The organism is Pseudomonas pergaminensis, assembly GCF_024112395.2.
Classification (GTDB): domain Bacteria; phylum Pseudomonadota; class Gammaproteobacteria; order Pseudomonadales; family Pseudomonadaceae; genus Aquipseudomonas; species Aquipseudomonas pergaminensis.
Map to the genome: position 1 here is coordinate 6,192,516 of NZ_CP078013.2, position 22,792 is coordinate 6,215,307.

Below are 22,792 nucleotides of genomic sequence, written 5' to 3' on the forward strand. Positions count from 1 at the left end.
AAGAGTCCCCGCGATGACGCCTCTAGATGCCAAGCGCCCGCTGCAGCTCAATGCTCAGGGTCAGTTGCAACACTTCTTGTCCCTCGACGGTTTGCCCCGCGAACTGCTCACCGAAATCCTCGACACCGCCGACTCGTTCCTCGAAGTCGGAGGCCGCGCGGTGAAGAAGGTCCCGCTGCTGCGCGGCAAGACCATCTGCAATGTGTTCTTCGAGAACTCCACCCGCACCCGCACCACCTTTGAACTGGCGGCCCAGCGGCTGTCGGCCGATGTGATCACGCTGAACGTGTCCACCTCGTCGGCAAGCAAGGGCGAAACCTTACTCGACACCCTGCGCAATCTCGAAGCCATGGCCGCCGACATGTTCGTGGTACGCCACGGCGACTCCGGCGCCGCGCACTTCATCGCCGAACACGTGTGCCCGCAGGTGGCGATCATCAACGGCGGCGATGGCCGTCACGCTCACCCGACCCAGGGCATGCTCGACATGCTCACCATTCGTCGGCACAAGGGCAGCTTTGAAAACCTCTCGGTGGCCATCGTCGGCGACATCCTGCACTCGCGGGTCGCGCGCTCGAACATGCTGGCCCTGAAAACCCTGGGTTGCCCGGACATCCGCGTGATCGCACCAAAAACCCTGCTGCCGATCGGCATCGAGCAGTACGGCGTGAAGGTCTACACCGACATGACCGAAGGCCTCAAGGACGTGGACGTGGTGATCATGCTGCGCCTGCAGCGTGAACGCATGGCCGGCGGCCTGCTGCCAAGTGAAGGCGAGTTCTACCGCCTGTTCGGCCTCACCACCGCGCGCCTGGCCGGTGCCAAGCCGGACGCCATCGTGATGCACCCCGGCCCGATCAACCGTGGCGTGGAGATTGAATCGGCGGTGGCCGACGGCAACCAGTCGGTGATCCTCAACCAGGTGACCTACGGCATCGCCGTGCGCATGGCGGTGTTGTCCATGGCCATGAGCGGGCAAACCGCACAACGTCAATTCGAGCAGGAGAACGCCCAGTGAAGCTCAGCATTCTCGGCGCCCGAGTCATCGATCCGGCCAGTGGCCTGGATCACGTCACCGACCTTCATCTGGAGGCCGGCAAGATCATCGCCATCGGTGCCGCGCCCGCAGGCTTCAGCGCCAGCGAGACCATTGATGCCAAAGGCCTGGTGGCCGCGCCCGGCCTGGTCGACCTGAACGTCGCCCTGCGCGAGCCGGGTTACAGCCGCAAGGGCAACATCATCAGCGAAACCCGCGCCGCCGCAGCCGGTGGCGTGACCAGCCTGTGCTGCCCGCCGCACACCAAGCCGGTGCTGGACACCTCGGCCGTGACCGAGTTGATCCTCGACCGCGCCCGTGAGGCCGGCAACTGCAAGGTGTTCCCTATCGGCGCTTTGAGCAAAGGTTTGGAAGGCGAACAACTCGCCGAACTGATCGCCCTGCGTGACGCCGGTTGCGTGGCCTTCGGCAATGGCCTGGACAGCTTCCGCAGCAGCCGCACGCTGTGCCGCGCCCTGGAATACGCGGCCACCTTCGATTTGACGGTGATCTTCCACTCCCAGGACCGCGACCTGGCCGAAGGCGGCCTGGCCCATGAAGGCGCCGTGGCCAGCTTCCTTGGCCTGCCGGGCATTCCGGAAACCGCCGAGACCGTGGCCCTGGCCCGTGACCTGCTGCTGGTGGAACAAAGCGGTGTGCGTGCGCACTTCAGCCAACTGACCAGTGCACGAGGTGTCGCCTTGATCGCCCAGGCCCAGGCCCGTGGCTTGCCGGTCACCGCAGATGTGGCGCTGTATCAGCTGATCCTGACGGCCGAGGCGCTGATCGACTTCTCCAGCCTGTACCACGTGCAACCGCCACTGCGCACCCTGGCCGACCGCGAAGGTTTGCGTGCGGCGGTCAAGTCCGGTGTGGTCTCGGCGATTTCCAGCCACCACCAGCCCCATGAGCGCGATGCCAAGCTGGCACCGTTCGGCGCGACTGAGCCGGGCATCAGCAGTGTCGAACTGTTGCTGCCGCTGGCAATGACGTTGGTAGAGGATGGGTTGCTGGACTTGCCGACGCTGCTGGCACGCCTGAGCAGCGGCCCGGCCGAGGCCTTGCGCCTGCCGGCGGGCAAGTTGGCGGTGGGTTCGCCGGCGGACCTGGTGCTGTTCGACCCGGCCAGCTCCACGGTTGCCGGGGAGCAGTGGCTGTCCAAGGGTGAAAACTGCCCGTTCATCGGCCATAGCCTGCCGGCGACGGTGCGCTACACCCTGGTTGACGGACGTATCAGTTACCAGGCCTGATAAAACACGCCTGATGTGGACAAGGCCCATGTGGGAGCTGGCTTGCCTGCGATAGCATCACCTCGGTTTAGCTGAAAGACCGAGGTGTCTGCATCGCAGGCAAGCCAGCTCCCACACAAGCCAGCATCCATATTGGATTGTGTGCAGGCTTACCGTCCGGCGTTGCGCTCGGCATTGCGGATCGAAATCTGCGTATTCAACGTCCAGAAGTCATACAGCACGCCCACCAGGAACAAGCCGCCGGTCAGCAGGTAGATCAGGCCGGTGATCCATTTGCCCTGGTACATGCGGTGCACGCCAAACACCCCGAGAAACGCCAACAGAATCCAGGCCACGTTGTATTCGATCGGCCCGGCGGTAAAACGCAGGTCCGCTTCACGGTCCATGGCCGGGATCAGGAACAGGTCGATCAGCCAGCCGATACCCAGCAAGCCAAAGGTGAAAAACCAGATCGTGCCGGTCACTGGCTTGCCGTAATAGAAGCGATGCGCCCCGGTAAAACCGAAAATCCACAGCAGGTAACCGATCACCTTGCTGTGGGTGTCTTGCTGCGAACCAATCTGTTGATAGGTGTTCATCGCGTACCTCTTTTGCCTCGATAGATAAATTTTTTCACTTTCTTTGTGACTTTTTTACAGGCGCCCGACGTACGGCAAATGGTATCTTCCCTGCCCTGAAAGCCTTATGCCACCTGACTTGTGTAGGACAATTGCGGCGAATCGTCGCGTTTTTCCTGAATTTGACGTCAAGGTTCAGTCGACAAACGGCCTGAGAACGACACAAAAAGCTGTTATAAAGTTGCGCGCAAACCCATAAGAGCCACGCCTAATGCGACCATTTTTCAAGACATGGCTAACCATTTGCCTATTAATGCCACTGGCCGCCCACGCCACCAATCGTGAGCAACGACTTCCTAACGTTAACGGTTTCACCCCTAAAGTCCACAGCACGCCAAGCACCGCCAAGTCGGTCAAGCTGACCGTCAACCGCCCGACTCAACTGAGCAAGGCCCATAACGGTAAAGCAGTTCCGGGCCTGGTTGGCGTCAACACCAAGCAGAGCAGCACCGTCCTCAGCCGCGCCGTCAACGTGCTCGGTACTCCTTATCGTTGGGGCGGCAGCAGCCCAAGTAAAGGGTTCGACTGCAGTGGCTTGGTAAAATATGCGTTTAACGACGTAGCAGCCGTGGATTTGCCGCGCACCTCCAACGCCATGGCCGCCGGCCACGGGCAGAAGGTTGATCGCAAGGACCTGAAACCCGGCGACCTGCTGTTCTTCAAACTGAAGAGCCGCCAGGTGAACCACGTTGCCATCTACCTGGGTAACGACCGTTTCATCCACGCGCCGCGTCGTGGCAAGTCGGTGAGCATCGACACCCTGAAGAAACCGTTCTGGGACAAGAACTACGTGATTGCCAAGCGGGTACTCCCAAAAGAGCAGAATAACTTGCGGGTCGTTCAGCGCTGATTTCAGACTGAAATGCAGTACCCAATGTGGGAGCGGGCTTGCTCGCGAAAGCGGTGGATCAGTCGATTATTTGTTGACTGACACTCCGCATTCGCGAGCAAGCCTGCTCCCACATTTGATTTACATCGCTCTTAATGCCTCATAGGTCTGCTGGCACCCTCGCGTTCTCCCGCGCCTCTTCCCGGCTGATCACCCCCTCTCCGACCAAACCCTTCAAACTCATATCCAGCGTCTTCATCCCCAACGCCCCACCCGTCTGTATCGCTGAAACCATCTGCGCCACCTTGTCCTCCCGGATCAAGTTCCGAATGGCCGGCGTGCCCAGCATGATTTCATGGGCCGCCACGCGTCCGCCGCCGATCTTCTTTACCAGCACTTGGGACACCACCGCCTGCAACGACTCCGACAACATCGAGCGGACCATGGCCTTTTCCCCAGCCGGAAACACGTCCACCAGCCGGTCTACGGTCTTTGCCGCTGAACTGGTGTGCAGCGTGCCAAACACCAGGTGCCCCGTTTCAGCCGCCGTCAACGCGAGGCGGATGGTGTCCAGGTCGCGCAGTTCGCCCACCAGGATCACATCAGGGTCTTCCCGAAGGGCGGAGCGCAGGGCGGTGGAAAAGTCATGGGTATCCCGGTGCACCTGGCGCTGATTGATCAGGGCGGTCTTGGGGGTGTGGATAAATTCGATGGGGTCTTCGAGGGTGAGGATGTGCTGGCGCCGATGCTGATTGAGATAATCGATCATCGCCGCCAGGGTGGTGGACTTGCCCGAGCCGGTCGGGCCGGTAACCAGTACCAAGCCCCGTGGCAATTGGGCGATACGCCGGAACACCTCGCCAGGGCCAAGGCTCTCCAGGCTCCGGACCTCGGACGGGATGGTGCGAAATACCGCGCCCATGCCGCGATTCTGTTGGAACACGTTGGCCCGGAATCGCGCTACGCCGGGCAGTTCGAAGGCGAAATCTGTTTCTAGAGATGTTTCGAAATCTTTTTGTTGGTACTGATTGAGCAACGGGCTCAATAAGTCCGCCACTTGCGACGGTGAAAGCACCGGCCAATCCAGCGGCCAGACCTCGCCATCCACGCGCAGCATCGGCGCCAGGCCGGCCGACAAGTGCAGGTCGGAAGCGCCACGGCGCACACTGGCCGTGAGTAATTCAGTGATATCCATAGGGCTTTCCATTTCCAGTAGAATGCCGCGGACTCCATATCCACGGGCGCATCTTGAATGTCGACGATAGCAGACAACATCGGCCAGGTTAGCCAGCGCATCCGCGCCGCTGCCGACGCCGTGCAACGTGACGCAAGCAGCATCCACCTGCTGGCCGTGAGTAAGACCAAACCCGCGCAGGCGGTGCGCGAAGCCTATGCCGCCGGCATGCGCGACTTTGGCGAGAACTATCTGCAGGAAGCCCTGGGCAAACAGGCCGAATTAACCGACCTGCCCTTGAGTTGGCACTTCATCGGCCCCATTCAATCGAACAAGACGCGCGCTATCGCCGAGAACTTCGCTTGGGTGCATTCCGTGGACCGCCTCAAAATTGCACAACGCCTGTCCGAACAACGCCCGGACGACCTGCCACCGCTGAACATCTGCATTCAGGTCAATGTCAGTGGCGAAGCCAGCAAGTCCGGCTGTACACCTGCCGACCTGCCGGCATTGGCAAACGCCATCAGCGCCCTGCCGCGCCTGAAGCTGCGTGGCCTGATGGCCATTCCCGAGCCGACCGAAGATCGTGCCGCACAAGACGCAGCGTTCGCCGCTGTACGCGACCTGCAAAACAGCCTGAACCTGCCGTTGGACACACTTTCCATGGGCATGAGCCATGACCTTGAGTCGGCCATCGCCCAAGGCGCCACCTGGGTGCGGATCGGTACCGCCCTGTTTGGCGCCCGCGACTACGGCCAGCCATGAAATGGCTGACTTCCCTCTGAGTAAGGACCTGTCATGAGCAACACGCGTATTGCCTTTATCGGCGCCGGTAACATGGCGGCCAGCCTGATCGGTGGCCTGCGGGCCAAGGGCCTGGACGCCGCGCAGATCCGCGCCAGCGACCCGGGTGCCGACACCCGTGCCCGCGTCAGCGCCGAGCACGGCATTGAAACCTTTGCCGACAACGCCGAGGCCATCCGTGGCGTCGATGTGATCGTGCTGGCAGTGAAGCCGCAGGCCATGAAGGCCGTGTGCGAAAGCCTGCGCCCGAGCCTGCAGCCGCAGCAGTTGGTGGTGTCCATCGCCGCCGGCATTACCTGCGCCAGCATGAAGAACTGGCTGGGCGCCCAGCCGATCGTGCGTTGCATGCCCAATACCCCCGCCCTGGTCAGCCAAGGCGTGAGTGGCCTGTATGCCACCAACGAAGTGAGCGCCGAACAACGCGACCAGGCGCAAGAGCTGCTGTCCGCCGTGGGCATCGCCCTGTGGCTGGAGCAGGAGCAGCAACTGGACGCGGTCACCGCCGTGTCCGGCAGCGGCCCGGCGTATTTCTTCCTGCTGATCGAAGCCATGACCGCCGCCGGCGTGAAACTGGGCCTGCCCAAGGACGTGGCCGAGCAACTGGCCGAGCAGACCGCCCTGGGCGCCGCACATATGGCGGTTGCCAGCGACGTGGACGCGGCCGAGTTGCGCCGTCGCGTGACCTCCCCCGGCGGCACCACGCAGGCGGCCATCGAGTCGTTCCAGGCCGGGGGCTTTGAAGCCCTGGTGGAAAAAGCATTGGGTGCCGCTGCGCACCGCTCGGCGGAACTCGCCGAACAACTGGGCAAATAAGGAGCCAACATGATTGGTTTGAATACCGCAGCCGTCTACGTGCTGCAAACCCTCGGCAGCCTGTACCTGCTGATCGTACTGATGCGTTTCGTGCTGCAACTGGTGCGCGCGAACTTCTACAACCCGCTGTGCCAGTTCATCGTCAAGGCTACCCAGCCGCTGCTCAAGCCGTTGCGCCGGATCATCCCGAGCCTGTTCGGCCTGGACATGTCATCGCTGGTGCTGGCGATCCTGGTGCAGTTGGCCTTGATGGCGCTGACCCTGCTGCTGACCTACGGCACCACCGGCAACTTCGTACAACTGCTGATCTGGGCCATCATCGGCGTGACCGCGCTGTTCCTGAAGATCTTCTTCTTCGCCTTGATCATCAGCGTAATCCTGTCCTGGGTCGCCCCGGGTAGCCACAACCCTGGCGCCGAGCTGGTGAACCAGATCTGCGAACCGGCCCTGGCGCCGTTCCGCCGCCTGCTGCCGAACCTGGGAGGCCTGGATATCTCGCCGATCCTGGCGTTCATGGTGCTCAAGTTGCTGGACATGCTGGTGATCAACAACCTGGCGGCAATGACCATGATGCCGGACATTCTGCGCCTGCTGATCTAACGTTTGGCGCAGTATCGTGTGGGAGCTGGCTTGCCTGCGATAGCGGTGTATTAGTCGACGAACGGGTCGATTGGCACACCGCCATCGCAGGCAAGCCAGCTCCCACATTTTGTATCTGTGTGTTGAATTCAATCCGCGCAGGCCTTTGCTTGCCGCTGGGGTTCCCGCTCTTTAGACTTACGCCTCATTTAAACGAGAGCAGGGTCGATGCCAGCTGCCTTTCCCCCCGATTCTGTTGGACTGGTCGTGCCCCAAGTGGCGCACTTCAGCGAACCGCTGGCCCTGGCCTGCGGCCGTTCGCTGCCCGCCTACGACCTGATCTATGAAACCTACGGCCAACTGAACGCCACGGCGAGCAACGCCGTGCTGATCTGCCACGCTTTGTCCGGCCATCATCATGCCGCCGGTTTTCACTCGGTCGACGACCGCAAGCCCGGCTGGTGGGACAGTTGCATCGGCCCCGGCAAGCCCATCGACACCAACAAGTTCTTCGTGGTCAGCCTGAACAACCTCGGCGGCTGCAACGGTTCCACCGGCCCGAGCAGTATCAACCCGGAAACCGGCAAGCCGTTCGGCGCAGATTTCCCGGTACTGACCGTGGAAGACTGGGTGCACAGCCAGGCCCGCCTCGCCGACTTGCTCGGCATCCAGCAGTGGGCCGCCGTGATCGGCGGCAGCCTGGGCGGGATGCAAGCCCTGCAATGGACCATCACTTACCCGGACCGTGTGCGCCATTGCCTGGCCATCGCCTCGGCCCCCAAGCTGTCGGCGCAGAACATCGCCTTCAACGAAGTGGCGCGCCAGGCAATCCTGACCGACCCGGAGTTCCACGGTGGTTCGTTCCAGGAAGCCGGTGTGATCCCCAAGCGCGGCCTGATGCTGGCGCGGATGGTCGGGCACATCACCTACCTGTCCGATGACTCCATGGGCGAGAAATTCGGCCGTGGCCTCAAGAGTGAAAAGCTCAACTACGACTTCCACAGCGTCGAGTTCCAGGTGGAAAGCTACCTGCGTTATCAGGGCGAGGAGTTCTCCGGGCGTTTTGACGCCAACACCTATTTGCTGATGACCAAGGCCCTGGATTATTTCGACCCGGCCGCCAACCACGACGATGACCTGGCAAAAACCTTCGAAGGCGCCACGGCCAAGTTCTGCGTGATGTCATTCACCACCGACTGGCGTTTCTCGCCGGCGCGTTCGCGCGAGCTGGTGGATGCGCTGATGGCCGCGCGCAAAGATGTCTGCTACCTGGAGATCGATGCTCCGCAAGGCCACGATGCCTTCCTGATTCCGATCCCGCGTTACTTGCAGGCGTTCGGCAATTACATGAACCGGATTACTGTGTGAGAACGCCATGAGAGCCGACCTGGAAATCATCCAAGAATGGATCCCCGCCGGCAGCCGCGTGCTCGACCTGGGCTGCGGCGATGGCGAACTGCTGAGCTGGCTGCGCGACAACAAGCAAGTCACCGGCTATGGCCTGGAAAACGACCCGGACAACATCGCCCAGTGCGTGGCCAAGGGCATCAACGTGATCGAACAGGACCTGGACAAGGGCCTGGGCAACTTTGCCAGCAACAGCTTCGACATCGTGGTGATGACCCAGGCCCTGCAGGCGGTGCACTACCCGGACCGCATCCTCGACGAAATGCTGCGCGTCGGCCGCCAGTGCATCATCACCTTCCCCAACTTCGGCCACTGGCGCTGCCGCTGGTACCTGGCCACCAAGGGTCGCATGCCGGTGTCGGACTTCCTGCCGTACACGTGGTACAACACGCCGAACATCCACTTCTGCACCTTCGAAGACTTCGAAGCCCTGTGCAGTGAGCGTGAAGCCAAGGTGATCAACCGCCTTGCCGTCGATCAACAGCACCGCCATGGCTGGGCGAGTAAACTATGGCCCAACCTGTTGGGCGAAATTGGTATTTACCGGGTCAGCAGTCCTGGCCTGACCGACCACAAGATTGCCGTCTAATCATCTTCAAGAGGGACGCTCATGAGTCGTTTGGCTATTTTTCTATTGACCGCCTGCCTGGGCGCCAGCGCCGTGGCCGCAGACGCAATAGACGCTAACCGCAAGAAAGACTTCGGTGACATCACCGTGCACTACAACACGTTCACCTCCAGCTTCCTGCAACCGGAAACTGCCCAGGCAGTCGGCGTGGTACGCAGCAAGGAGAAGGGCCTGATCAACGTGACCGTGATCAAGGGCGTAACCCCGGTGGCCGCGCAAGTGACGGGCACCATCAAGGATCTGGGCGGCAAGAGCGAGATCCTCACCTTCAAGCAAATCAACGAAAAAGGTGGCATCAATTATCTCGCGCCCTACGCCGTGACCCAGCGGGAATACAAGACCTTTACCATCAACGTTGAAACCGGCGGCAAAGCCCATAGCTTCCAATTCAACCAGGAACTGTTTCCGGCGGAATGATGAACCTTACCCAACTCGTACTCGCCAGCCATAACGCCGGCAAACTCAAAGAACTGCAAGCCATGCTCGGCGACGCCGTGCAGTTGCGCTCGATTGGCGAGTTCAGCCAGGTGGAGCCGGAAGAGACCGGCCTGTCGTTCGTCGAAAACGCCATCCTCAAGGCGCGTAATGCTGCACGCCTCTCCGGCCTGCCGGCGCTGGCGGATGACTCGGGCCTGGCGGTCGACTATCTCGGTGGTGCGCCGGGTATCTACTCGGCGCGCTACGCCGATGGCCAGGGCGACGCCGCCAACAACGCCAAGCTGCTGGATGCGCTCAAGGACGTGCCCGACGCCGAGCGCGGCGCGCAGTTCGTCTGCGTGCTGGCCCTGGTGCGGCATGCCGATGACCCACTGCCGATCCTCTGCGAAGGCCTGTGGCACGGGCGCATCCTGCATGCGGCCAGCGGTGAGCATGGGTTTGGCTATGACCCGCTGTTTTGGGTGCCTGAGCGTAACGTTTCCAGCGCCGAACTGAGCCCCGCCGACAAGAACCAGATCAGTCACCGCGCCCGCGCAATGGATTTGCTGCGCCAACGCCTGAGCCTGAAATGACCCAGAACACCTCTGCGCAGCCACTGATCCACGGTGGCGCGCAAACACCTCGGGCGGCCTTGCCTGTGCTGCCGCCCTTGGCGCTGTATATCCACATCCCGTGGTGCGTGCGCAAATGCCCCTATTGCGACTTCAACTCCCACACCGCCAGTAAAGTACTGCCGGAAGAAGAGTATGTGGACGCCCTGTTGGCCGACCTCGATCAGGACCTGCATGCGGTTTACGGCCGCGAGCTGAGCTCGATCTTCTTTGGTGGCGGTACGCCAAGCCTGTTCAGCGCCGCTGCGCTGGGCCGCCTGCTCCAGGGCGTGGAAGCGCGTATCCCGTTTGCCAGCGATATCGAGATCACCCTGGAAGCCAACCCCGGGACGTTCGAGCAAGAAAAATTCGTCGCATACCGCAAGCTGGGCATCAACCGCCTGTCCATTGGCATCCAGAGTTTCCAGCAGGAAAAGCTCCAGGCCCTGGGCCGCATCCACAACGGCGATGAGGCCGTGCGCGCTGCCGGCATGGCACGCCAGGCCGGCTTTGATAACTTCAACCTGGACCTGATGCACGGTTTGCCCGATCAGTCCCTGGACGACGCCCTCGGCGACTTGCGCCAAGCCATCGCGCTGAAGCCGACGCACTTGTCCTGGTACCAGCTGACCCTGGAACCCAACACCGTGTTCTGGAACCAGCCGCCTGCGCTGCCGGAAGACGATACGTTATGGGACATTCAGGAAGCCGGCCAGGCGCTGCTCGCTGAACACGGTTATGCGCAATATGAAGTGTCGGCCTATGCCCAAGCGGGTCGACCGGCGCGGCATAACCTCAATTACTGGAGCTTCGGTGACTTCATTGGCATCGGCGCCGGCGCCCACGGCAAGCTCAGCCACCCGGACGGACGCATCGTGCGCACCTGGAAGACCCGGGCGCCGAAGGACTACCTCAACCCGGCCAAAAGCTTCCAGGCCGGCGCGAAAGAACTGACCAACGAAGAACTGCCATTCGAGTTCCTGATGAACGCCCTGCGCCTCACCGAAGGTGTCGACGCCAGGCTCTACGCCGAGCGTACCGGCCTCGACCTAGCGAGCCTCGATGAAGGCCGCCGCGAGGCAGAACAAAGTGGCTTAATGCAGGTCGAACCGTCACGCCTGGCGGCGACCGACCGCGGGCAACTCTTTCTCAATGACCTGTTGCAGAAGTTTTTGAGCTGACGCTCTAAGGAAATCGAATGGATTTGGTACTCGACCTGCTCGCCACCGTATCCCGCTGGAGCCGCAGCAACCTGTCGGAAATCTCCCTTGCCCTTGTGGGCTGCCTGCTGGTGCTGTTCGGCGCCGATATCAAGGGGTGGATCGAAGCACGCCTGGGCAGCATCGCAGGCGCGTTGCGCGTGCCGCTGATGGCGTTGGTGTGCATGATCGGCAGCGGCGCGGCGTTGATCTATGCCACGCCGTGGATTGTGCGGGGGTTGAGCCAGTTCAATAACTACAGCCTGGCGCCGGTGTTGATCGTGGTGCTTGTATTGATTGGCGTCGTCGCAGACCGCCGCTGACTCCCACGCCAACGCAGATACACATGTGGGAGCGGGCTTGCTCGCGAATGCGGAGTGTCAGTCACTGGAGATATTGACTGATCGACCCCATTCGCGAGCAAGCCCGCTCCCACATTTTTGACCGCATTCCAAACCAACGGTTTGTCAGTCAACCTTCTCAAACTTCAGATCCCACACCCCATGCCCCAAGCGCTCGCCGCGGCGTTCGAACTTGGTAATCGGGCGCTCAGCCGGGCGTGGTACGCATTTGCCGTCTTCGGCGAGGTTGCGGTAGCCGGGGGCGACGTTCATCACTTCCAGCATGTATTCCGCGTAGGGTTCCCAGTCGGTAGCCATGTGCAGGATGCCGCCCACCTTGAGCTTGCTGCGCACCAGCTCCGCGAAGGAGGCCCGGACGATGCGGCGCTTGTGGTGACGGGCTTTGTGCCATGGGTCTGGGAAGAACAGCATCAGGCGGTCGAGGCTGTTGTCGGCGATACAGCGGTTGAGCACTTCAATCGCGTCGCAGTCATACACACGCAGGTTGGTCAGCCCTTGGGTCAACACACCGTTGAGCAGCGCGCCGACACCGGGGCGGTGGACTTCCACGCCGATGAAATCCTGGTCCGGCGCGGCGGCGGCCATTTCCAGCAAGGAGTTGCCCATGCCAAAGCCGATTTCCAGGGAGCGCGGGGCCGAACGGCCGAACACCTGGTCGTAATCCACCGGCGCATCGGCCAATGGCAGCACGAACAGCGGCGTACCTTGCTCCAGGCCCTTTTGCTGGCCTTCGGTCATGCGACCGGCGCGCATCACAAAACTCTTGATGCGGCGGTGCTTGGACTCGTCGCCTGCTTCCAGGGTGTTCGGCGTTTCGTTTGATTCAGTCATCAATGGCTCTTACTTGATCAGACCATCCAGCGGCGAAGAGGCGCTGGCGTAGAGTTTTTTCGGCATGCGACCGGCGAGGTAGGCCAGGCGGCCCGCGACGATGGCGTGGTTCATGGCTTCGGCCATCATGATCGGTTGCTGGGCATGGGCGATGGCCGAGTTCATCAGCACTGCGTCGCAGCCCAGCTCCATGGCGATGGTTGCGTCGGAGGCCGTGCCCACGCCCGCATCCACCAGCACCGGGATCTTGGCTTCTTCGAGGATGATCTGCAGGTTGTACGGGTTGCAGATACCCAGGCCGGAACCGATCAGGCCGGCCAGCGGCATCACGGCGATGCAACCGATTTCCGCCAATTGGCGCGCAATGATTGGGTCATCGCTGGTGTAGACCATCACGTCGAAGCCTTCCTTGACCAGGGTTTCGGCGGCCTTGAGAGTTTCGATCACGTTGGGGAACAGGGTTTTCTGGTCGGCGAGCACTTCCAGCTTCACCAAGTTGTGGCCGTCGAGCAGCTCACGGGCCAGGCGGCAGGTGCGCACGGCTTCGATGGCGTCGTAGCAACCCGCAGTGTTCGGCAGGAAGGTGTAGCGATCCGGCGACAGCACTTCGAGCAGGTTCGGCTCGCCTTCGATCTGGCCCAGGTTGGTGCGGCGCACGGCGAAGGTGACGATCTCGGCGCCCGAGGCTTCGATAGCCAGGCGGGTTTCTTCCATGTCGCGGTACTTGCCGGTGCCGACCAGCAGACGGGACTGGTAGGTACGACCGGCCAGGACGAAGGGCTTGTCGTTACGAACGATGCTCATGGGAAATCCTCGAAATGGGGTGAGGTTCTGCAGAATTCAGGAAGCTGCGCGATCAGCCGCCGCCAATGGCGTGGACCACTTCGACCTGATCACCTTCGGTGAGCGCGGTCTCGGCGTGCTGGCTACGCGGGACGATATCCAGGTTGAGCTCCACTGCAACGCGACGCTCGGTCAAGTCCAGGCGGGTCAGCAGGGCCGCAACGGTTTCACCGTCGGGCAGTTCAAAGGATTCGCCGTTCAACTGAATGCGCATGCCACGGGCCGCCATCGTTTTAAGGGGCCAGCATTCTAGCTCGATTGGGACCTAAAGGTCAGCTCCAAGCGTCAAGCGGTCAGCTGCAAGCGCCAGGCAGCAAGGCCGAGGAAAAACCAACCAAGCAGGAACGCCAGGCCGCCAAATGGCGTGATGATCCCGAGTTTGCTGATGCCGGTCATGGTCAGCACGTACAGGCTACCGGAGAACAGCAGGATGCCGACGGTAAACGAAATACCCGCCCAGCTGACCAACCGACCAGGAATATGCGCTGCCAGCAGCGCCACGCCAAACAGCGCCAGGGTGTGCACCAGTTGGTAGGTCACGCCGGTGTGAAAGATCGCCAGGTAGTCGGCGCTGAGGCGGTTTTTCAGGCCGTGGGCGGCAAAAGCGCCGAGGGCAACACCGGTAAAGCCGAAAAACGCGGCCAGCATCAGAAAGCTTCGCAGCATGAGGAACTCCAGTCAGACTCAAAGGGCCGGGTCTGTATAATGGCCCGCTCAACGGGTTCGGCCAAGCCATCTCTATGCTGCGTCTCCTCTTCAAACGCTTTCTCAACGTCGTGAAATGGTTTGCCATCGGCAGTGTGCTGCTGGTGCTGCTGTTTCGTGTCGTCCCGCCGCCCTTCACCGCGCTGATGGTGGAGCGCAAGGTCGAATCCTGGTTCGACGGCGAACCCATTGACCTGCAGCGCAGCTGGGTGCCGTGGGACGAGATCTCCGATGACCTCAAAGTGGCGGTGATGGCCGGTGAAGACCAGCGTTTCCCGCAGCATTGGGGTTTTGACTTCGGCGCAATCCAGGCCGCCATCCTGCACAACGAGCGCGGCGGCTCGATTCGCGGCGCCAGTACATTGAGCCAGCAGGTGTCGAAAAACCTGTTCCTGTGGGCCGGCCGCAGTTATTTGCGCAAAGGCCTGGAGGCGTGGTTCACCGGGTTGATCGAGGTGCTGTGGCCCAAGCAACGGATCCTTGAGGTGTACCTCAACAGCGTGGAGTGGGATGAAGGTGTGTTCGGCGCGGAAGCGGCGGCGCGGCATCACTTTGGGGTGAGTGCCAAGGGATTATCGCGACAGCAGGCCAGCTATTTGGCTGCTGTACTGCCTAACCCGAGGGTGTGGAGCGCCAGTCACCCGACGGCGTATGTGGCGAGGCGAGCGGCTTGGATTCGCCAGCAGATGAGCCAGTTGGGTGGGGATGGGTATCTGGTTGAGCTGAACAACTCACGCAAAGCACCCTGGTCCGACTGACTCCCCGCGGTTCCTGTGGGAGCCGGCTTGCCTGCGATAGCGGTGGGTCAGTCAACAATTGTTTTGGCTGACACGGCCTCATCGCAGGCAAGCCAGCTCCCACCTTAAATCGAGTTGACCTGAGACTCTTTGAGCACAAACAAAAATGCCCCGATCTTCCGATCGGGGCATTTTTTTATCTTTTCGCAGCGTTTTAGGCGGCGATCGACAATTTCAGCTTGTTCATCGCGCTTTTCTCGAGCTGACGAATCCGCTCGGCCGACACGTTGTACTTCTGCGCCAGGTCGTGCAGCGTGGCTTTTTCTTCTGCCAGCCAGCGCTGGTAGAGGATGTCACGGCTGCGGTCGTCCAGCACTTCCAGCGCTTCATGCAGGTTGTGGTTGGAGTTGTCGCTCCAGTCGGCGTCTTCCAGTTGACGCGCCGGGTCGTACCGGTGGTCTTCCAGGTAGTTGGCCGGCGATTGGAAGGCGCTGTCGTCGTCCGCTTCGGCGGCCGGGTCGAAGGCCATGTCATGGCCAGTCAGGCGGCTTTCCATCTCGCGCACTTCACGAGGTTCCACGCCCAGGCTTTCGGCTACACGGTGAACTTCCTCGTTATTCAGCCACGCCAGGCGTTTTTTCTGGCTGCGCAGGTTGAAGAACAGCTTGCGCTGGGCCTTGGTGGTCGCGACTTTCACAATGCGCCAGTTGCGCAGGATGAACTCGTGGATTTCCGCCTTGATCCAGTGCACGGCAAACGACACCAAGCGCACACCCATTTCAGGGTTGAAGCGCTTTACCGCCTTCATCAGGCCGACGTTGCCTTCCTGGATCAGGTCAGCCTGGGCCAGGCCGTAGCCGCTGTAGCTACGGGCAATATGTACAACAAAACGCAGGTGGGCGAGCACCATCTGCCGAGCCGCCCCCAAATCCTGCTCATAGTAGAGACTCTCGGCCAGTTCACGCTCCTGCTCGGGCGTCAGCAATGGAATGCTGTTTACCGTGTGCACATAGGCTTCCAGGTTCGCACCCGGGACCAAGGCATAAGCAGGTTGCAAAGAAGTGGTCATACGAAAAAACCTCCGACTCACATAACTCGTGCAGTGAAGCACTGCGAAAATTGACCGGGAACCGTAGGACAAGTTCCCTAAACCACCGATACGGTCAATACAAACGAAACCACATTAATCTGACATTAACTACTTCGGTGCCAGCTCACGTAAATGCCGTGCGACCGCAATCCAAGCACCGATATACCCCAACAACACCGCGCCAAGCAAGAGACTCAGACCATCGGCTACCGGCACACCGGCCAGCGCGAAATCACTGCCGTAGAGTCCGGCCAGCCCGACAACCGCGTCGTTCAGCCAGTCTAGGCCAAATGCCAGCACGCCCCAGGACAAAACCCCGGCACCGAAGCCATAAAGCGCGCCCATGTACAGAAAAGGACGACGCACATAGCTGTCCGTGCCGCCGACCAGTTTAATCACTTCTATCTCGGTGCGACGGTTTTCAATATGAAGACGAATGGTATTACCTATCACCAAAAGTAATGCAGACACCAACAGCACGGTCAAACCGAACACAAACCGGTCGCCCAGCTTGAGGATCGCCGCCAGGCGCTCTACCCAGACTAGATCAAGTTGCGCCTGCTGCACCTTGGGCATCTCTGCGAGTTTTTGTCGCAGGGCTTCCAGCGCCGGCTTGTCGACTTCATTCGGCGTCACCAGTACCACGCCCGGCAGCGGGTTCTGCGGCAGCTCTTTAAGCGCCTCGCCCAGGCCGGATTGTTGCTGGAACTCTTCAAGGGCCTGGTCGCGGCTGATGTACTCGGCATCCGCCACACCTGGGATGTTCTTGATGTCGTCGCGCAGCGCTTCGCCGTCTTTGGCGCTGGCGTCGATGTTCAGGTACAGCGAGATCTGCGCTGCACGCTGCCAGGAACCGCCCAGGCGCTCCACATTATTAAGCAGCAGCGACAGGCCCATCGGCAGGCTCAAGGCCACTGCCATCACCAGGCAGGTGAAAAAGCTGCCGATCGGTTGCTTGCCCAGGCGGCGCAGGCTGTCGAGCAGGCTGGCGCGATGGCTTTCGATCCAGGCGCGCAGCAAGGTGCTGAAGTCCGGGCCGTCGTCATCATGATCGTGTTTTTTCTTCTGCGGTTGCGGGTCGGCCGGTTTCGGCGCCACGCGCTCGGAGACTTTAGGGCTGCGTGTAGCACTCATACGCCGGCCTCCCCGTCACCGATCAGGCGGCCGCGCTGCAGGGTCAGCATGCGATGGCGCATGCGGGCGATCAGCGCCAGGTCGTGACTGGCGATCAGCACGCTGGTGCCCAGGCGGTTGATGTCTTCGAACACGCCCATGATCTCGGCCGCCAGGCGCGGGTCGAGGTTACCGGTAGGTTCGTCCGCCAGCAGCAAGGCCGGGCGGTGGACGATGGCGCGGGCGATGCCAACGCGCTGTTGCTGGCCAGTGGAGAGGTCGCCGGGGTACAGGTCGGTCTTGTCCGACAGCGCCACGCGCTCCAAGGCCGAATCCACGCGCTTGACGATCTCGGCCTTGGACAGCCCGAGGATCTGCAACGGCAGCGCCACGTTGTTGAACACGGTGCGATCAAACAGCAGTTGGTGATTCTGGAACACCACGCCGATCTGCCGGCGCAGGAACGGGATCTGCGCATTGCTGATGGTTGCCAGGTCCTGCCCGGCCAGCAGCAGTTTGCCGGTGGTCGGGCGTTCCATGGCCAGCAGCAGGCGCAGCAACGTACTTTTACCGGCACCCGAATGGCCGGTGACAAACAAGAACTCGCCCCGCCGCACTCGAAAGCTCAGCTCATGCAAGCCGACATGCCCGTTGGCATAGCGTTTACCGACCTGTTCGAATCGAATCATGAACGCTCCCGCTCGGCAAACAGTGCCTGTACAAAGGGTTCGGCTTCAAAGGTGCGCAGGTCGTCGATGCCTTCACCGACGCCGATATAACGAATCGGCAACCCGAACTGTTTGGCCAGGGCGAAAATCACACCGCCCTTGGCCGTGCCGTCGAGCTTAGTCAATGCCAGGCCGGTCAGTTGCACCGTCTGGTTGAATTGTTTGGCCTGGCTGATAGCGTTCTGGCCCGTACCGGCGTCCAGCACCAACAGAACCTCGTGCGGAGCGTCTGCGTCGAGCTTGCCGATCACGCGACGGACTTTCTTCAGCTCTTCCATCAGGTTGTCTTTGGTGTGCAGGCGACCGGCGGTATCGGCGATCAGCACATCAATGTTGCGGGCCTTGGCGGCTTGCACTGCATCGAAGATCACCGAGGCGGAATCGGCGCCGGTGTGCTGGGCGATGACCGGGATCTTGTTGCGCTCGCCCCAGACCTGCAGTTGTTCAACTGCGGCGGCACGGAAGGTGTCACCCGCCGCCAGCATGACCTTCTTGCCTTCGGACTGCAGCTTTTTGGCCAGCTTGCCGATGGTGGTGGTCTTGCCGGCGCCGTTGACGCCCACCACCAGGATCACGAATGGCTTCTTCGGCGTGATCACCAGGGGTGCTTCCACCGGCTTGAGCATGGCGGCCAACTCGGCCTGCAGGGATTTGTACAACGCGTCAGCGTCGGTCAACTGCTTGCGCGCGACCTTCTGGGTGAGGCTCTGGATGATCACTGCGGTGGCTTCAACGCCCACGTCGGCGGTAAGCAGGCGGGTTTCGATGTCTTCCAGCAGTTCGTCGTCGATGACCTTTTTGCCCAGGAACAGGCTGGCCATGCCTTCGCCGATACTGGCGCTGGTCTTGCTCAGGCCTTGCTTGAGGCGGGCGAAGAAGCCGGTCTTGCTGGTCTCGGCAGGCGCGACAGGTTCTTCGATAACGGCGGGAGCGGCTATTACTGGCTCGATCGCCACCGGTGCGGGAGCTGGCGCTTCAACGACCACCGGCTGCGGCTCAATGACCACCGGAATCGGCGGCACCACGTGCTCGGCCTGCACATCTTCAACCAGTGCCACGGGCTCTTCGGCCACCGGCAGTTCCGGCCACGGCTTGTGCTCGGGCTGCGGCTCGGGTTCAGGCTCAACCTCGGCGACCGGCTGCAAAACCGGTTCGGCCATCGGCAACACCACGGGTGCCGGGGTTTCGGCTTCTACTATAGGCTCGGGGATCGGTTCGGCTTGAACCTGTGGCTGTTCGTCGACGGTTTCCTGCGGCTTTTTGCGCAGCCATCCGAACAGGCCTTTTTTCTCGCCAGCCGCAGCTGGGGTCTTCTTGTCGTCGTTGGAACCAAACATGGAGACGGCTATCTCAAGGTAGCGACGCACCAAGGGGCGCGCCGGTAAATAAAATTCGATGCGTAACAGACTGTTTTTTAGCCAGCTCGTTCATGCGCAACATTTCGTAAGGCCTAAAACGGCCTCAACACGACTGCCGCAGTGGCCGTCCTTAAATCCGATCAGTATCCTAGCACCTCCTCGCCCGCCGACGCTAAGACCAAGCGGGCAGCCCAACAGGTTTAAAAACGAATGAATGCTCTAGCCCGCCGCGCCGCAGGCCTGCTGTTCAGCACAGTTTGTCTGCCTCTTTCAGCTCTGGCTGCCGACCCACAACCCACCCACGAATTCACCCTGGACAACGGCCTCAAGGTCGTCGTGCGCGAAGATCATCGCGCGCCGGTGGTGGTTTCCCAGGTCTGGTACAAGGTCGGTTCGAGCTACGAAACCCCGGGCCAGACCGGTTTGTCCCACGCCCTGGAGCACATGATGTTCAAGGGCAGCGCCAAGGTCGGCCCCGGCGAAGCCTCGCTGATCCTGCGCGACCTGGGCGCGGAAGAGAACGCCTTCACCAGCGATGACTACACCGCTTACTACCAGGTGCTGGCCCGCGACCGCCTGGGCGTTGCCTTCGAGCTGGAAGCCGACCGCATGGCCAGCCTGCGCCTGCCCGCCGATGAATTCAGCCGCGAGATCGAGGTAATCAAGGAAGAGCGCCGCCTGCGCACCGACGACAACCCGATGTCCAAGGCCTACGAGCGCTTCAAGGCCATGGCATTCCCGGCCAGTGGCTACCACACGCCGACCATCGGCTGGATGGCCGACCTGGACCGCATGAAAGTCGAAGAGCTGCGCCACTGGTACCAATCCTGGTACGTCCCGAACAACGCCACCCTGGTGGTGGTCGGCGATGTCACCCCGGACGAGGTGAAGAACCTGGCCAATCGCTACTTCGGCCCTATCCCCAAGCGCGACGTGCCACCGGCGAAGATCCCAATGGAACTGGCCGAGCCCGGCGAGCGCCTGCTGACCCTGCATGTGCAAACCCAACTGCCGAGCGTAATGCTGGGCTTCAACGTCCCTGGCCTGGCCACCGCCGAAGACAAGCGTTCGGTGCAAGCCCTGCGCCTGATCTCGGCCCTGCTGGACGGCGGCTACAGCGCTCGTATCTCCGAGCAGTTGGAGCGCGGTGAAGAGCTGGTCTCTGCCGCGTCGACCAACTATGACGCCTATACCCGCGGTGACACCCTGTTCATGCTGTCCGCCACGCCGAACCAGCAGAAGAAAAAGACCGTCGCCCAAGCCGAAGCCGGCCTGTGGCGCCTGCTGGAAGAGCTGAAGGCCAAGCCACCGACCGCCGAAGAGCTGGAACGCATCCGCGCCCAGGTCATTGCCGGCCTGGTCTACCAGCGTGACTCCATCACCAGCCAGGCCACGGCCATTGGCTCCCTGGAGACCGTTGGCCTGTCCTGGAAGTTGATGGACACCGAACTGGCCGACCTGCAAAGCGTGACCCCGGAAGATATCCAGAAAGCCGCGCGCACCTATTTCACTCGCGAACGTCTCAGCGTCGCCCATGTTCTGCCTCAGGAGACCGCTCATGAGTGATCGCAAAAGCAGCCGCCTGTTCTTCCCCGGCCTGGTCGTCGTCACCCTGATCGCCGCCAGCGCCGTGTACTTCCTGCGCCCGAGCGACTCCGTGGCCAGCCCGGCATTGGAAAAAGCCCAATCGAGCAACACACTGCAATCCCTGGCGGAACTGGACGGCAAGGCGCCGACCAACCGCAAGCTCGACGTGCAAACCTGGACCACCGCCGAAGGCGCCAAGGTGCTGTTCGTCGAAGCCCATGAACTGCCGATGTTCGACGTGCGCATCCTGTTCGCCGCCGGCAGCAGCCAGGACGGCAACGTACCGGGCCTGGCGCTGATGACCAACGCCATGCTCAACGAAGGCGTGCCGGGCAAGGATGTGAGCCAGATCGCCCGCGACTTCGAAGGCCTGGGTGCGGACTTTGGCAATGGCGCGTACCGCGACATGGCGCTGGTGTCCCTGCGCAGCCTCAGCGACAGCAATAAACGCGACGCCGCCCTGAGCCTGTTTGACCAGGTGATTGGCAAGCCGACCTTCCCGGCCGACTCCCTGGCGCGGATCAAGAACCAGATCCTGGCCGGCTTCGAATACCAGAAGCAGAACCCCGGCAAGCTGGCGAGCCTTGAGCTGTTCAAGCGCCTGTACGGCGACCATCCTTACGCGCACCCAAGCGAAGGCACACCGGAGAGCGTCCCGAAGATTACCGTCGCGCAGTTGCAGGCGTTCCACGCCAAGGCTTACGCAGCGGGCAACGCGGTGATTGCAGTGGTCGGCGACCTCACCCGCGCCGAAGCCGAAGCCATGACCGCCAAGGTCTCCGCGTCGCTGCCCAAGGGCCCCGCCCTGCCAAAAATCGCCCAGCCGACCGAACCCAAACCGGGTTTGAGCCGTATCGAGTTCCCGTCCAAGCAGACGCACCTGCTGTTCGCGCAACTGGGCATCGACCGTGCCGACCCGGACTACGCTGCCTTGTCACTGGGTAACCAGATCCTCGGCGGCGGTGGTTTCGGCACCCGCTTGATGAGCGAAGTGCGCGAAAAACGCGGCCTGACCTATGGCGTTTACTCCGGCTTCTCGCCGATGCAGGTGCGTGGCCCGTTCATGATCAACCTGCAGACCCGCGCGGAAATGAGCGGCGGCACCCTGCGCCTGGTCGAGGATGTGGTAGCCGACTACCTCAAGACCGGCCCAACGCAAAAAGAACTCGATGACGCCAAGCGCGAGCTGGCCGGCAGCTTCCCGCTGTCGACCGCGAGCAACGCCGACATCGTCGGGCAGCTGGGCGCCATGGGTTTCTACAACCTGCCGCTGAGCTATCTGGAAGATTTCATGAAACAATCCCAGGCCCTGACCGTAGAGCAGGTCAAGGCTGCAATGAACAAACACTTGAGCGCCGACAAGATGGTCATCGTGACCGCCGGCCCGACGATTGCGCAAAAGCCACTACCGCCCCCCACTGATAAACCCGCCGAGCAGCCGCTCGGGGTTCCGGAGCATTAATGGCCAGTTCATCTCGCCCGAAAAAACCTGTCCACAACGTCCATAACGGTGTGGGCCAACTGCGCATCATTGGCGGCGAATGGCGCAGCCGCAAGCTGAGCTTCCCCGACGTCGTGGGCCTGCGCCCGACGCCGGACCGCGTGCGTGAAACCCTGTTCAACTGGCTTGCACCGTACATCGCGGGCGCCAAGGTGCTGGATCCGTTTGCCGGCAGTGGCGCGTTGTTCCTGGAGGCGTTGTCCCGTGGCGCCGCCCTGGGCCAGGCGCTGGACGCCAGCAATGTGGCGGTGTCCAGCCTCAAGGAACACCTGGGCACCCTGCGCTGCACCACCGGCCAAGTGCAAACCGCCGACGCGCTGCGCTACCTCGAGACACAGCCAGCCAGTGAATACGACGTGGTGTTCCTCGACCCGCCGTTCAACCAGAACCTGCTGCCAACCGTGTGCGCACTGCTGGAAGAACGCCAATGGCTGGCACCGGATGCGTGGATCTACACTGAAAGCGAGTCAGCGCCCTCTACCCTCGGCTTGCCAGCAGCGTGGCGCCTGCACCGGGAACAGAAGTCCGGACGGGTGTATTACGCGTTGTGGCACCGTAGCGTCGCCTGACCTC

26 protein-coding genes are annotated in these 22,792 nt (G+C 61.7%); 16 read left to right on the forward strand and 10 right to left on the reverse strand.

All coding sequences use genetic code 11. The annotated features are described in order from the left end of the window. The first annotated feature begins 13 nt into the window (after positions 1-13). Positions 14-1,018, forward strand: a complete 1,005-nt coding sequence (locus KUA23_RS28260; RefSeq protein WP_025857712.1) for an aspartate carbamoyltransferase catalytic subunit — start codon at positions 14-16, stop codon at positions 1,016-1,018. Continuing rightward, on the forward strand, positions 1,015-2,286 hold the full coding sequence (locus tag KUA23_RS28265) for a dihydroorotase (protein WP_252993181.1): 1,272 nt from the start codon (positions 1,015-1,017) through the stop codon (positions 2,284-2,286). The genes KUA23_RS28260 and KUA23_RS28265 overlap by 4 nt, the downstream gene beginning before the upstream one ends. 149 nt (positions 2,287-2,435) lie before the next feature. On the opposite strand, the gene KUA23_RS28270 is transcribed toward KUA23_RS28265, so the two are convergent. After that, positions 2,436-2,846 (reverse strand): NINE protein, encoded by a 411-nt coding sequence (locus tag KUA23_RS28270; RefSeq protein ID WP_178076816.1) that lies wholly within the window; start codon positions 2,844-2,846, stop codon positions 2,436-2,438. Between the two features lie 268 nt (positions 2,847-3,114). Between KUA23_RS28270 and KUA23_RS28275 the strand changes: the two genes are divergently transcribed. Continuing rightward, positions 3,115-3,753 (forward strand): C40 family peptidase, encoded by a 639-nt coding sequence (locus KUA23_RS28275; RefSeq protein ID WP_033897060.1) that lies wholly within the window; start codon positions 3,115-3,117, stop codon positions 3,751-3,753. Between the two features lie 139 nt (positions 3,754-3,892). Here KUA23_RS28275 and KUA23_RS28280 read toward each other — a convergent pair whose 3' ends face one another. After that, a complete protein-coding gene (locus KUA23_RS28280) occupies positions 3,893-4,927 on the reverse strand; it encodes a type IV pilus twitching motility protein PilT (RefSeq protein WP_252993182.1) in 1,035 nt (344 codons plus the stop codon). Between the two features lie 57 nt (positions 4,928-4,984). Between KUA23_RS28280 and KUA23_RS28285 the strand changes: the two genes are divergently transcribed. The 9 genes from KUA23_RS28285 (at position 4,985) to KUA23_RS28325 (ending at position 11,687) form a co-directional block, all read left to right on the forward strand. Further along, on the forward strand, positions 4,985-5,671 hold the full coding sequence (locus KUA23_RS28285; protein ID WP_252993183.1) for a YggS family pyridoxal phosphate-dependent enzyme: 687 nt from the start codon (positions 4,985-4,987) through the stop codon (positions 5,669-5,671). A 33-nt stretch (positions 5,672-5,704) separates the two neighbouring features. Beyond that, a complete protein-coding gene (gene proC / locus KUA23_RS28290) occupies positions 5,705-6,523 on the forward strand; it encodes a pyrroline-5-carboxylate reductase (protein ID WP_078050560.1) in 819 nt (272 codons plus the stop codon). 9 nt (positions 6,524-6,532) lie between these two features. Then, complete coding sequence (locus tag KUA23_RS28295) at positions 6,533-7,123, forward strand: YggT family protein (protein WP_058426554.1); 591 nt, start codon at positions 6,533-6,535, stop codon at positions 7,121-7,123. Between the two features lie 207 nt (positions 7,124-7,330). Next, entirely contained in the window at positions 7,331-8,470 is a 1,140-nt protein-coding gene (gene metX, locus KUA23_RS28300) for a homoserine O-succinyltransferase MetX (RefSeq protein WP_078050561.1), read from the forward strand. Between the two features lie 7 nt (positions 8,471-8,477). Beyond that, positions 8,478-9,098 (forward strand): methionine biosynthesis protein MetW, encoded by a 621-nt coding sequence (gene metW, locus KUA23_RS28305; protein ID WP_078050562.1) that lies wholly within the window; start codon positions 8,478-8,480, stop codon positions 9,096-9,098. A gap of 21 nt (positions 9,099-9,119) precedes the next feature. Then, on the forward strand, positions 9,120-9,554 hold the full coding sequence (locus KUA23_RS28310; protein WP_078050563.1) for a DUF4426 domain-containing protein: 435 nt from the start codon (positions 9,120-9,122) through the stop codon (positions 9,552-9,554). Next, positions 9,551-10,147, forward strand: coding sequence for an RdgB/HAM1 family non-canonical purine NTP pyrophosphatase (gene rdgB / locus KUA23_RS28315; protein ID WP_252993184.1), 597 nt, complete (start codon positions 9,551-9,553; stop codon positions 10,145-10,147). Before KUA23_RS28310 ends, rdgB begins: the two co-directional genes overlap by 4 nt. After that, the gene (gene hemW / locus KUA23_RS28320) at positions 10,144-11,346 is read left to right on the forward strand and encodes a radical SAM family heme chaperone HemW (RefSeq protein ID WP_078050565.1); all 1,203 of its coding nucleotides are present in this window, start codon (positions 10,144-10,146) and stop codon (positions 11,344-11,346) included. Before rdgB ends, hemW begins: the two co-directional genes overlap by 4 nt. Positions 11,347-11,363: 17 nt before the next feature. Then, positions 11,364-11,687, forward strand: a complete 324-nt coding sequence (locus KUA23_RS28325; RefSeq protein ID WP_058426549.1) for a DUF3392 domain-containing protein — start codon at positions 11,364-11,366, stop codon at positions 11,685-11,687. A gap of 144 nt (positions 11,688-11,831) precedes the next feature. Here the strand turns inward: KUA23_RS28325 and trmB are convergent, their stop codons facing one another. The 4 genes from trmB to KUA23_RS28345 all read right to left on the reverse strand — a co-directional run bounded on the left by trmB (position 11,832) and on the right by KUA23_RS28345 (position 14,066). Then, positions 11,832-12,557, reverse strand: a complete 726-nt coding sequence (trmB, locus tag KUA23_RS28330; protein ID WP_100491945.1) for a tRNA (guanosine(46)-N7)-methyltransferase TrmB — start codon at positions 12,555-12,557, stop codon at positions 11,832-11,834. A gap of 9 nt (positions 12,558-12,566) precedes the next feature. Continuing rightward, entirely contained in the window at positions 12,567-13,361 is a 795-nt protein-coding gene (locus KUA23_RS28335) for a thiazole synthase (RefSeq protein ID WP_078050567.1), read from the reverse strand. Between the two features lie 52 nt (positions 13,362-13,413). Next, the gene (gene thiS / locus KUA23_RS28340; RefSeq protein ID WP_177409485.1) at positions 13,414-13,614 is read right to left on the reverse strand and encodes a sulfur carrier protein ThiS; all 201 of its coding nucleotides are present in this window, start codon (positions 13,612-13,614) and stop codon (positions 13,414-13,416) included. A gap of 71 nt (positions 13,615-13,685) precedes the next feature. After that, entirely contained in the window at positions 13,686-14,066 is a 381-nt protein-coding gene (locus KUA23_RS28345) for a DUF423 domain-containing protein (protein ID WP_252993185.1), read from the reverse strand. Between the two features lie 74 nt (positions 14,067-14,140). On the opposite strand from KUA23_RS28345, the gene mtgA reads away from it, so the two are divergent. Then, entirely contained in the window at positions 14,141-14,863 is a 723-nt protein-coding gene (mtgA, locus tag KUA23_RS28350; RefSeq protein ID WP_016976027.1) for a monofunctional biosynthetic peptidoglycan transglycosylase, read from the forward strand. A 193-nt stretch (positions 14,864-15,056) separates the two neighbouring features. On the opposite strand, the gene rpoH is transcribed toward mtgA, so the two are convergent. The 4 genes from rpoH to ftsY form a co-directional block, all read right to left on the reverse strand. Further along, positions 15,057-15,911 carry an RNA polymerase sigma factor RpoH gene (gene rpoH, locus KUA23_RS28355; protein WP_003176698.1) on the reverse strand — a complete coding sequence of 285 codons (855 nt, stop codon included), beginning with the start codon at positions 15,909-15,911 and terminating at the stop codon, positions 15,057-15,059. 129 nt (positions 15,912-16,040) lie between these two features. After that, positions 16,041-17,066, reverse strand: a complete 1,026-nt coding sequence (gene ftsX / locus KUA23_RS28360; protein ID WP_078050570.1) for a permease-like cell division protein FtsX — start codon at positions 17,064-17,066, stop codon at positions 16,041-16,043. Next, positions 17,063-17,734: a cell division ATP-binding protein FtsE gene (gene ftsE, locus KUA23_RS28365; RefSeq protein ID WP_003234627.1), complete on the reverse strand. Its 672-nt coding sequence runs from the start codon at positions 17,732-17,734 to the stop codon at positions 17,063-17,065. The genes ftsX and ftsE overlap by 4 nt, the downstream gene beginning before the upstream one ends. Next, positions 17,731-19,110: a signal recognition particle-docking protein FtsY gene (gene ftsY, locus KUA23_RS28370; protein WP_078050571.1), complete on the reverse strand. Its 1,380-nt coding sequence runs from the start codon at positions 19,108-19,110 to the stop codon at positions 17,731-17,733. Before ftsY ends, ftsE begins: the two co-directional genes overlap by 4 nt. Positions 19,111-19,341: 231 nt before the next feature. On the opposite strand from ftsY, the gene KUA23_RS28375 reads away from it, so the two are divergent. Genes KUA23_RS28375 through rsmD form a run of 3 tightly spaced genes read left to right on the forward strand, consistent with a single transcriptional unit; the run spans position 19,342 to position 22,788 of the window. After that, complete coding sequence (locus tag KUA23_RS28375; protein WP_078050572.1) at positions 19,342-20,697, forward strand: M16 family metallopeptidase; 1,356 nt, start codon at positions 19,342-19,344, stop codon at positions 20,695-20,697. Beyond that, entirely contained in the window at positions 20,690-22,180 is a 1,491-nt protein-coding gene (locus tag KUA23_RS28380; protein WP_078050573.1) for a M16 family metallopeptidase, read from the forward strand. Before KUA23_RS28375 ends, KUA23_RS28380 begins: the two co-directional genes overlap by 8 nt. Then, positions 22,180-22,788 carry a 16S rRNA (guanine(966)-N(2))-methyltransferase RsmD gene (rsmD, locus tag KUA23_RS28385; protein ID WP_100491942.1) on the forward strand — a complete coding sequence of 203 codons (609 nt, stop codon included), beginning with the start codon at positions 22,180-22,182 and terminating at the stop codon, positions 22,786-22,788. Before KUA23_RS28380 ends, rsmD begins: the two co-directional genes overlap by 1 nt. The last annotated feature ends 4 nt before the right edge of the window (positions 22,789-22,792 follow it).

Coding starts and splice junctions, on each gene's coding strand:
- KUA23_RS28260 (WP_025857712.1), top strand. CDS start 14: ATGACGCCTCTAGATGCCAAGCGCCCGCTGCAGCTCAATGCTCAGGGT.
- KUA23_RS28275 (WP_033897060.1), top strand. CDS start 3,115: ATGCGACCATTTTTCAAGACATGGCTAACCATTTGCCTATTAATGCCA.
- KUA23_RS28280 (WP_252993182.1), bottom strand. CDS start 4,927: ATGGATATCACTGAATTACTCACGGCCAGTGTGCGCCGTGGCGCTTCC.
- KUA23_RS28285 (WP_252993183.1), top strand. CDS start 4,985: ATGTCGACGATAGCAGACAACATCGGCCAGGTTAGCCAGCGCATCCGC.
- proC (WP_078050560.1), top strand. CDS start 5,705: ATGAGCAACACGCGTATTGCCTTTATCGGCGCCGGTAACATGGCGGCC.
- KUA23_RS28295 (WP_058426554.1), top strand. CDS start 6,533: ATGATTGGTTTGAATACCGCAGCCGTCTACGTGCTGCAAACCCTCGGC.
- metX (WP_078050561.1), top strand. CDS start 7,331: ATGCCAGCTGCCTTTCCCCCCGATTCTGTTGGACTGGTCGTGCCCCAA.
- metW (WP_078050562.1), top strand. CDS start 8,478: ATGAGAGCCGACCTGGAAATCATCCAAGAATGGATCCCCGCCGGCAGC.
- KUA23_RS28310 (WP_078050563.1), top strand. CDS start 9,120: ATGAGTCGTTTGGCTATTTTTCTATTGACCGCCTGCCTGGGCGCCAGC.
- rdgB (WP_252993184.1), top strand. CDS start 9,551: ATGATGAACCTTACCCAACTCGTACTCGCCAGCCATAACGCCGGCAAA.
- hemW (WP_078050565.1), top strand. CDS start 10,144: ATGACCCAGAACACCTCTGCGCAGCCACTGATCCACGGTGGCGCGCAA.
- KUA23_RS28325 (WP_058426549.1), top strand. CDS start 11,364: ATGGATTTGGTACTCGACCTGCTCGCCACCGTATCCCGCTGGAGCCGC.
- trmB (WP_100491945.1), bottom strand. CDS start 12,557: ATGACTGAATCAAACGAAACGCCGAACACCCTGGAAGCAGGCGACGAG.
- KUA23_RS28335 (WP_078050567.1), bottom strand. CDS start 13,361: ATGAGCATCGTTCGTAACGACAAGCCCTTCGTCCTGGCCGGTCGTACC.
- thiS (WP_177409485.1), bottom strand. CDS start 13,614: ATGCGCATTCAGTTGAACGGCGAATCCTTTGAACTGCCCGACGGTGAA.
- KUA23_RS28345 (WP_252993185.1), bottom strand. CDS start 14,066: ATGCTGCGAAGCTTTCTGATGCTGGCCGCGTTTTTCGGCTTTACCGGT.
- mtgA (WP_016976027.1), top strand. CDS start 14,141: ATGCTGCGTCTCCTCTTCAAACGCTTTCTCAACGTCGTGAAATGGTTT.
- rpoH (WP_003176698.1), bottom strand. CDS start 15,911: ATGACCACTTCTTTGCAACCTGCTTATGCCTTGGTCCCGGGTGCGAAC.
- ftsX (WP_078050570.1), bottom strand. CDS start 17,066: ATGAGTGCTACACGCAGCCCTAAAGTCTCCGAGCGCGTGGCGCCGAAA.
- ftsE (WP_003234627.1), bottom strand. CDS start 17,734: ATGATTCGATTCGAACAGGTCGGTAAACGCTATGCCAACGGGCATGTC.
- ftsY (WP_078050571.1), bottom strand. CDS start 19,110: ATGTTTGGTTCCAACGACGACAAGAAGACCCCAGCTGCGGCTGGCGAG.
- KUA23_RS28375 (WP_078050572.1), top strand. CDS start 19,342: ATGAATGCTCTAGCCCGCCGCGCCGCAGGCCTGCTGTTCAGCACAGTT.
- KUA23_RS28380 (WP_078050573.1), top strand. CDS start 20,690: ATGAGTGATCGCAAAAGCAGCCGCCTGTTCTTCCCCGGCCTGGTCGTC.
- rsmD (WP_100491942.1), top strand. CDS start 22,180: ATGGCCAGTTCATCTCGCCCGAAAAAACCTGTCCACAACGTCCATAAC.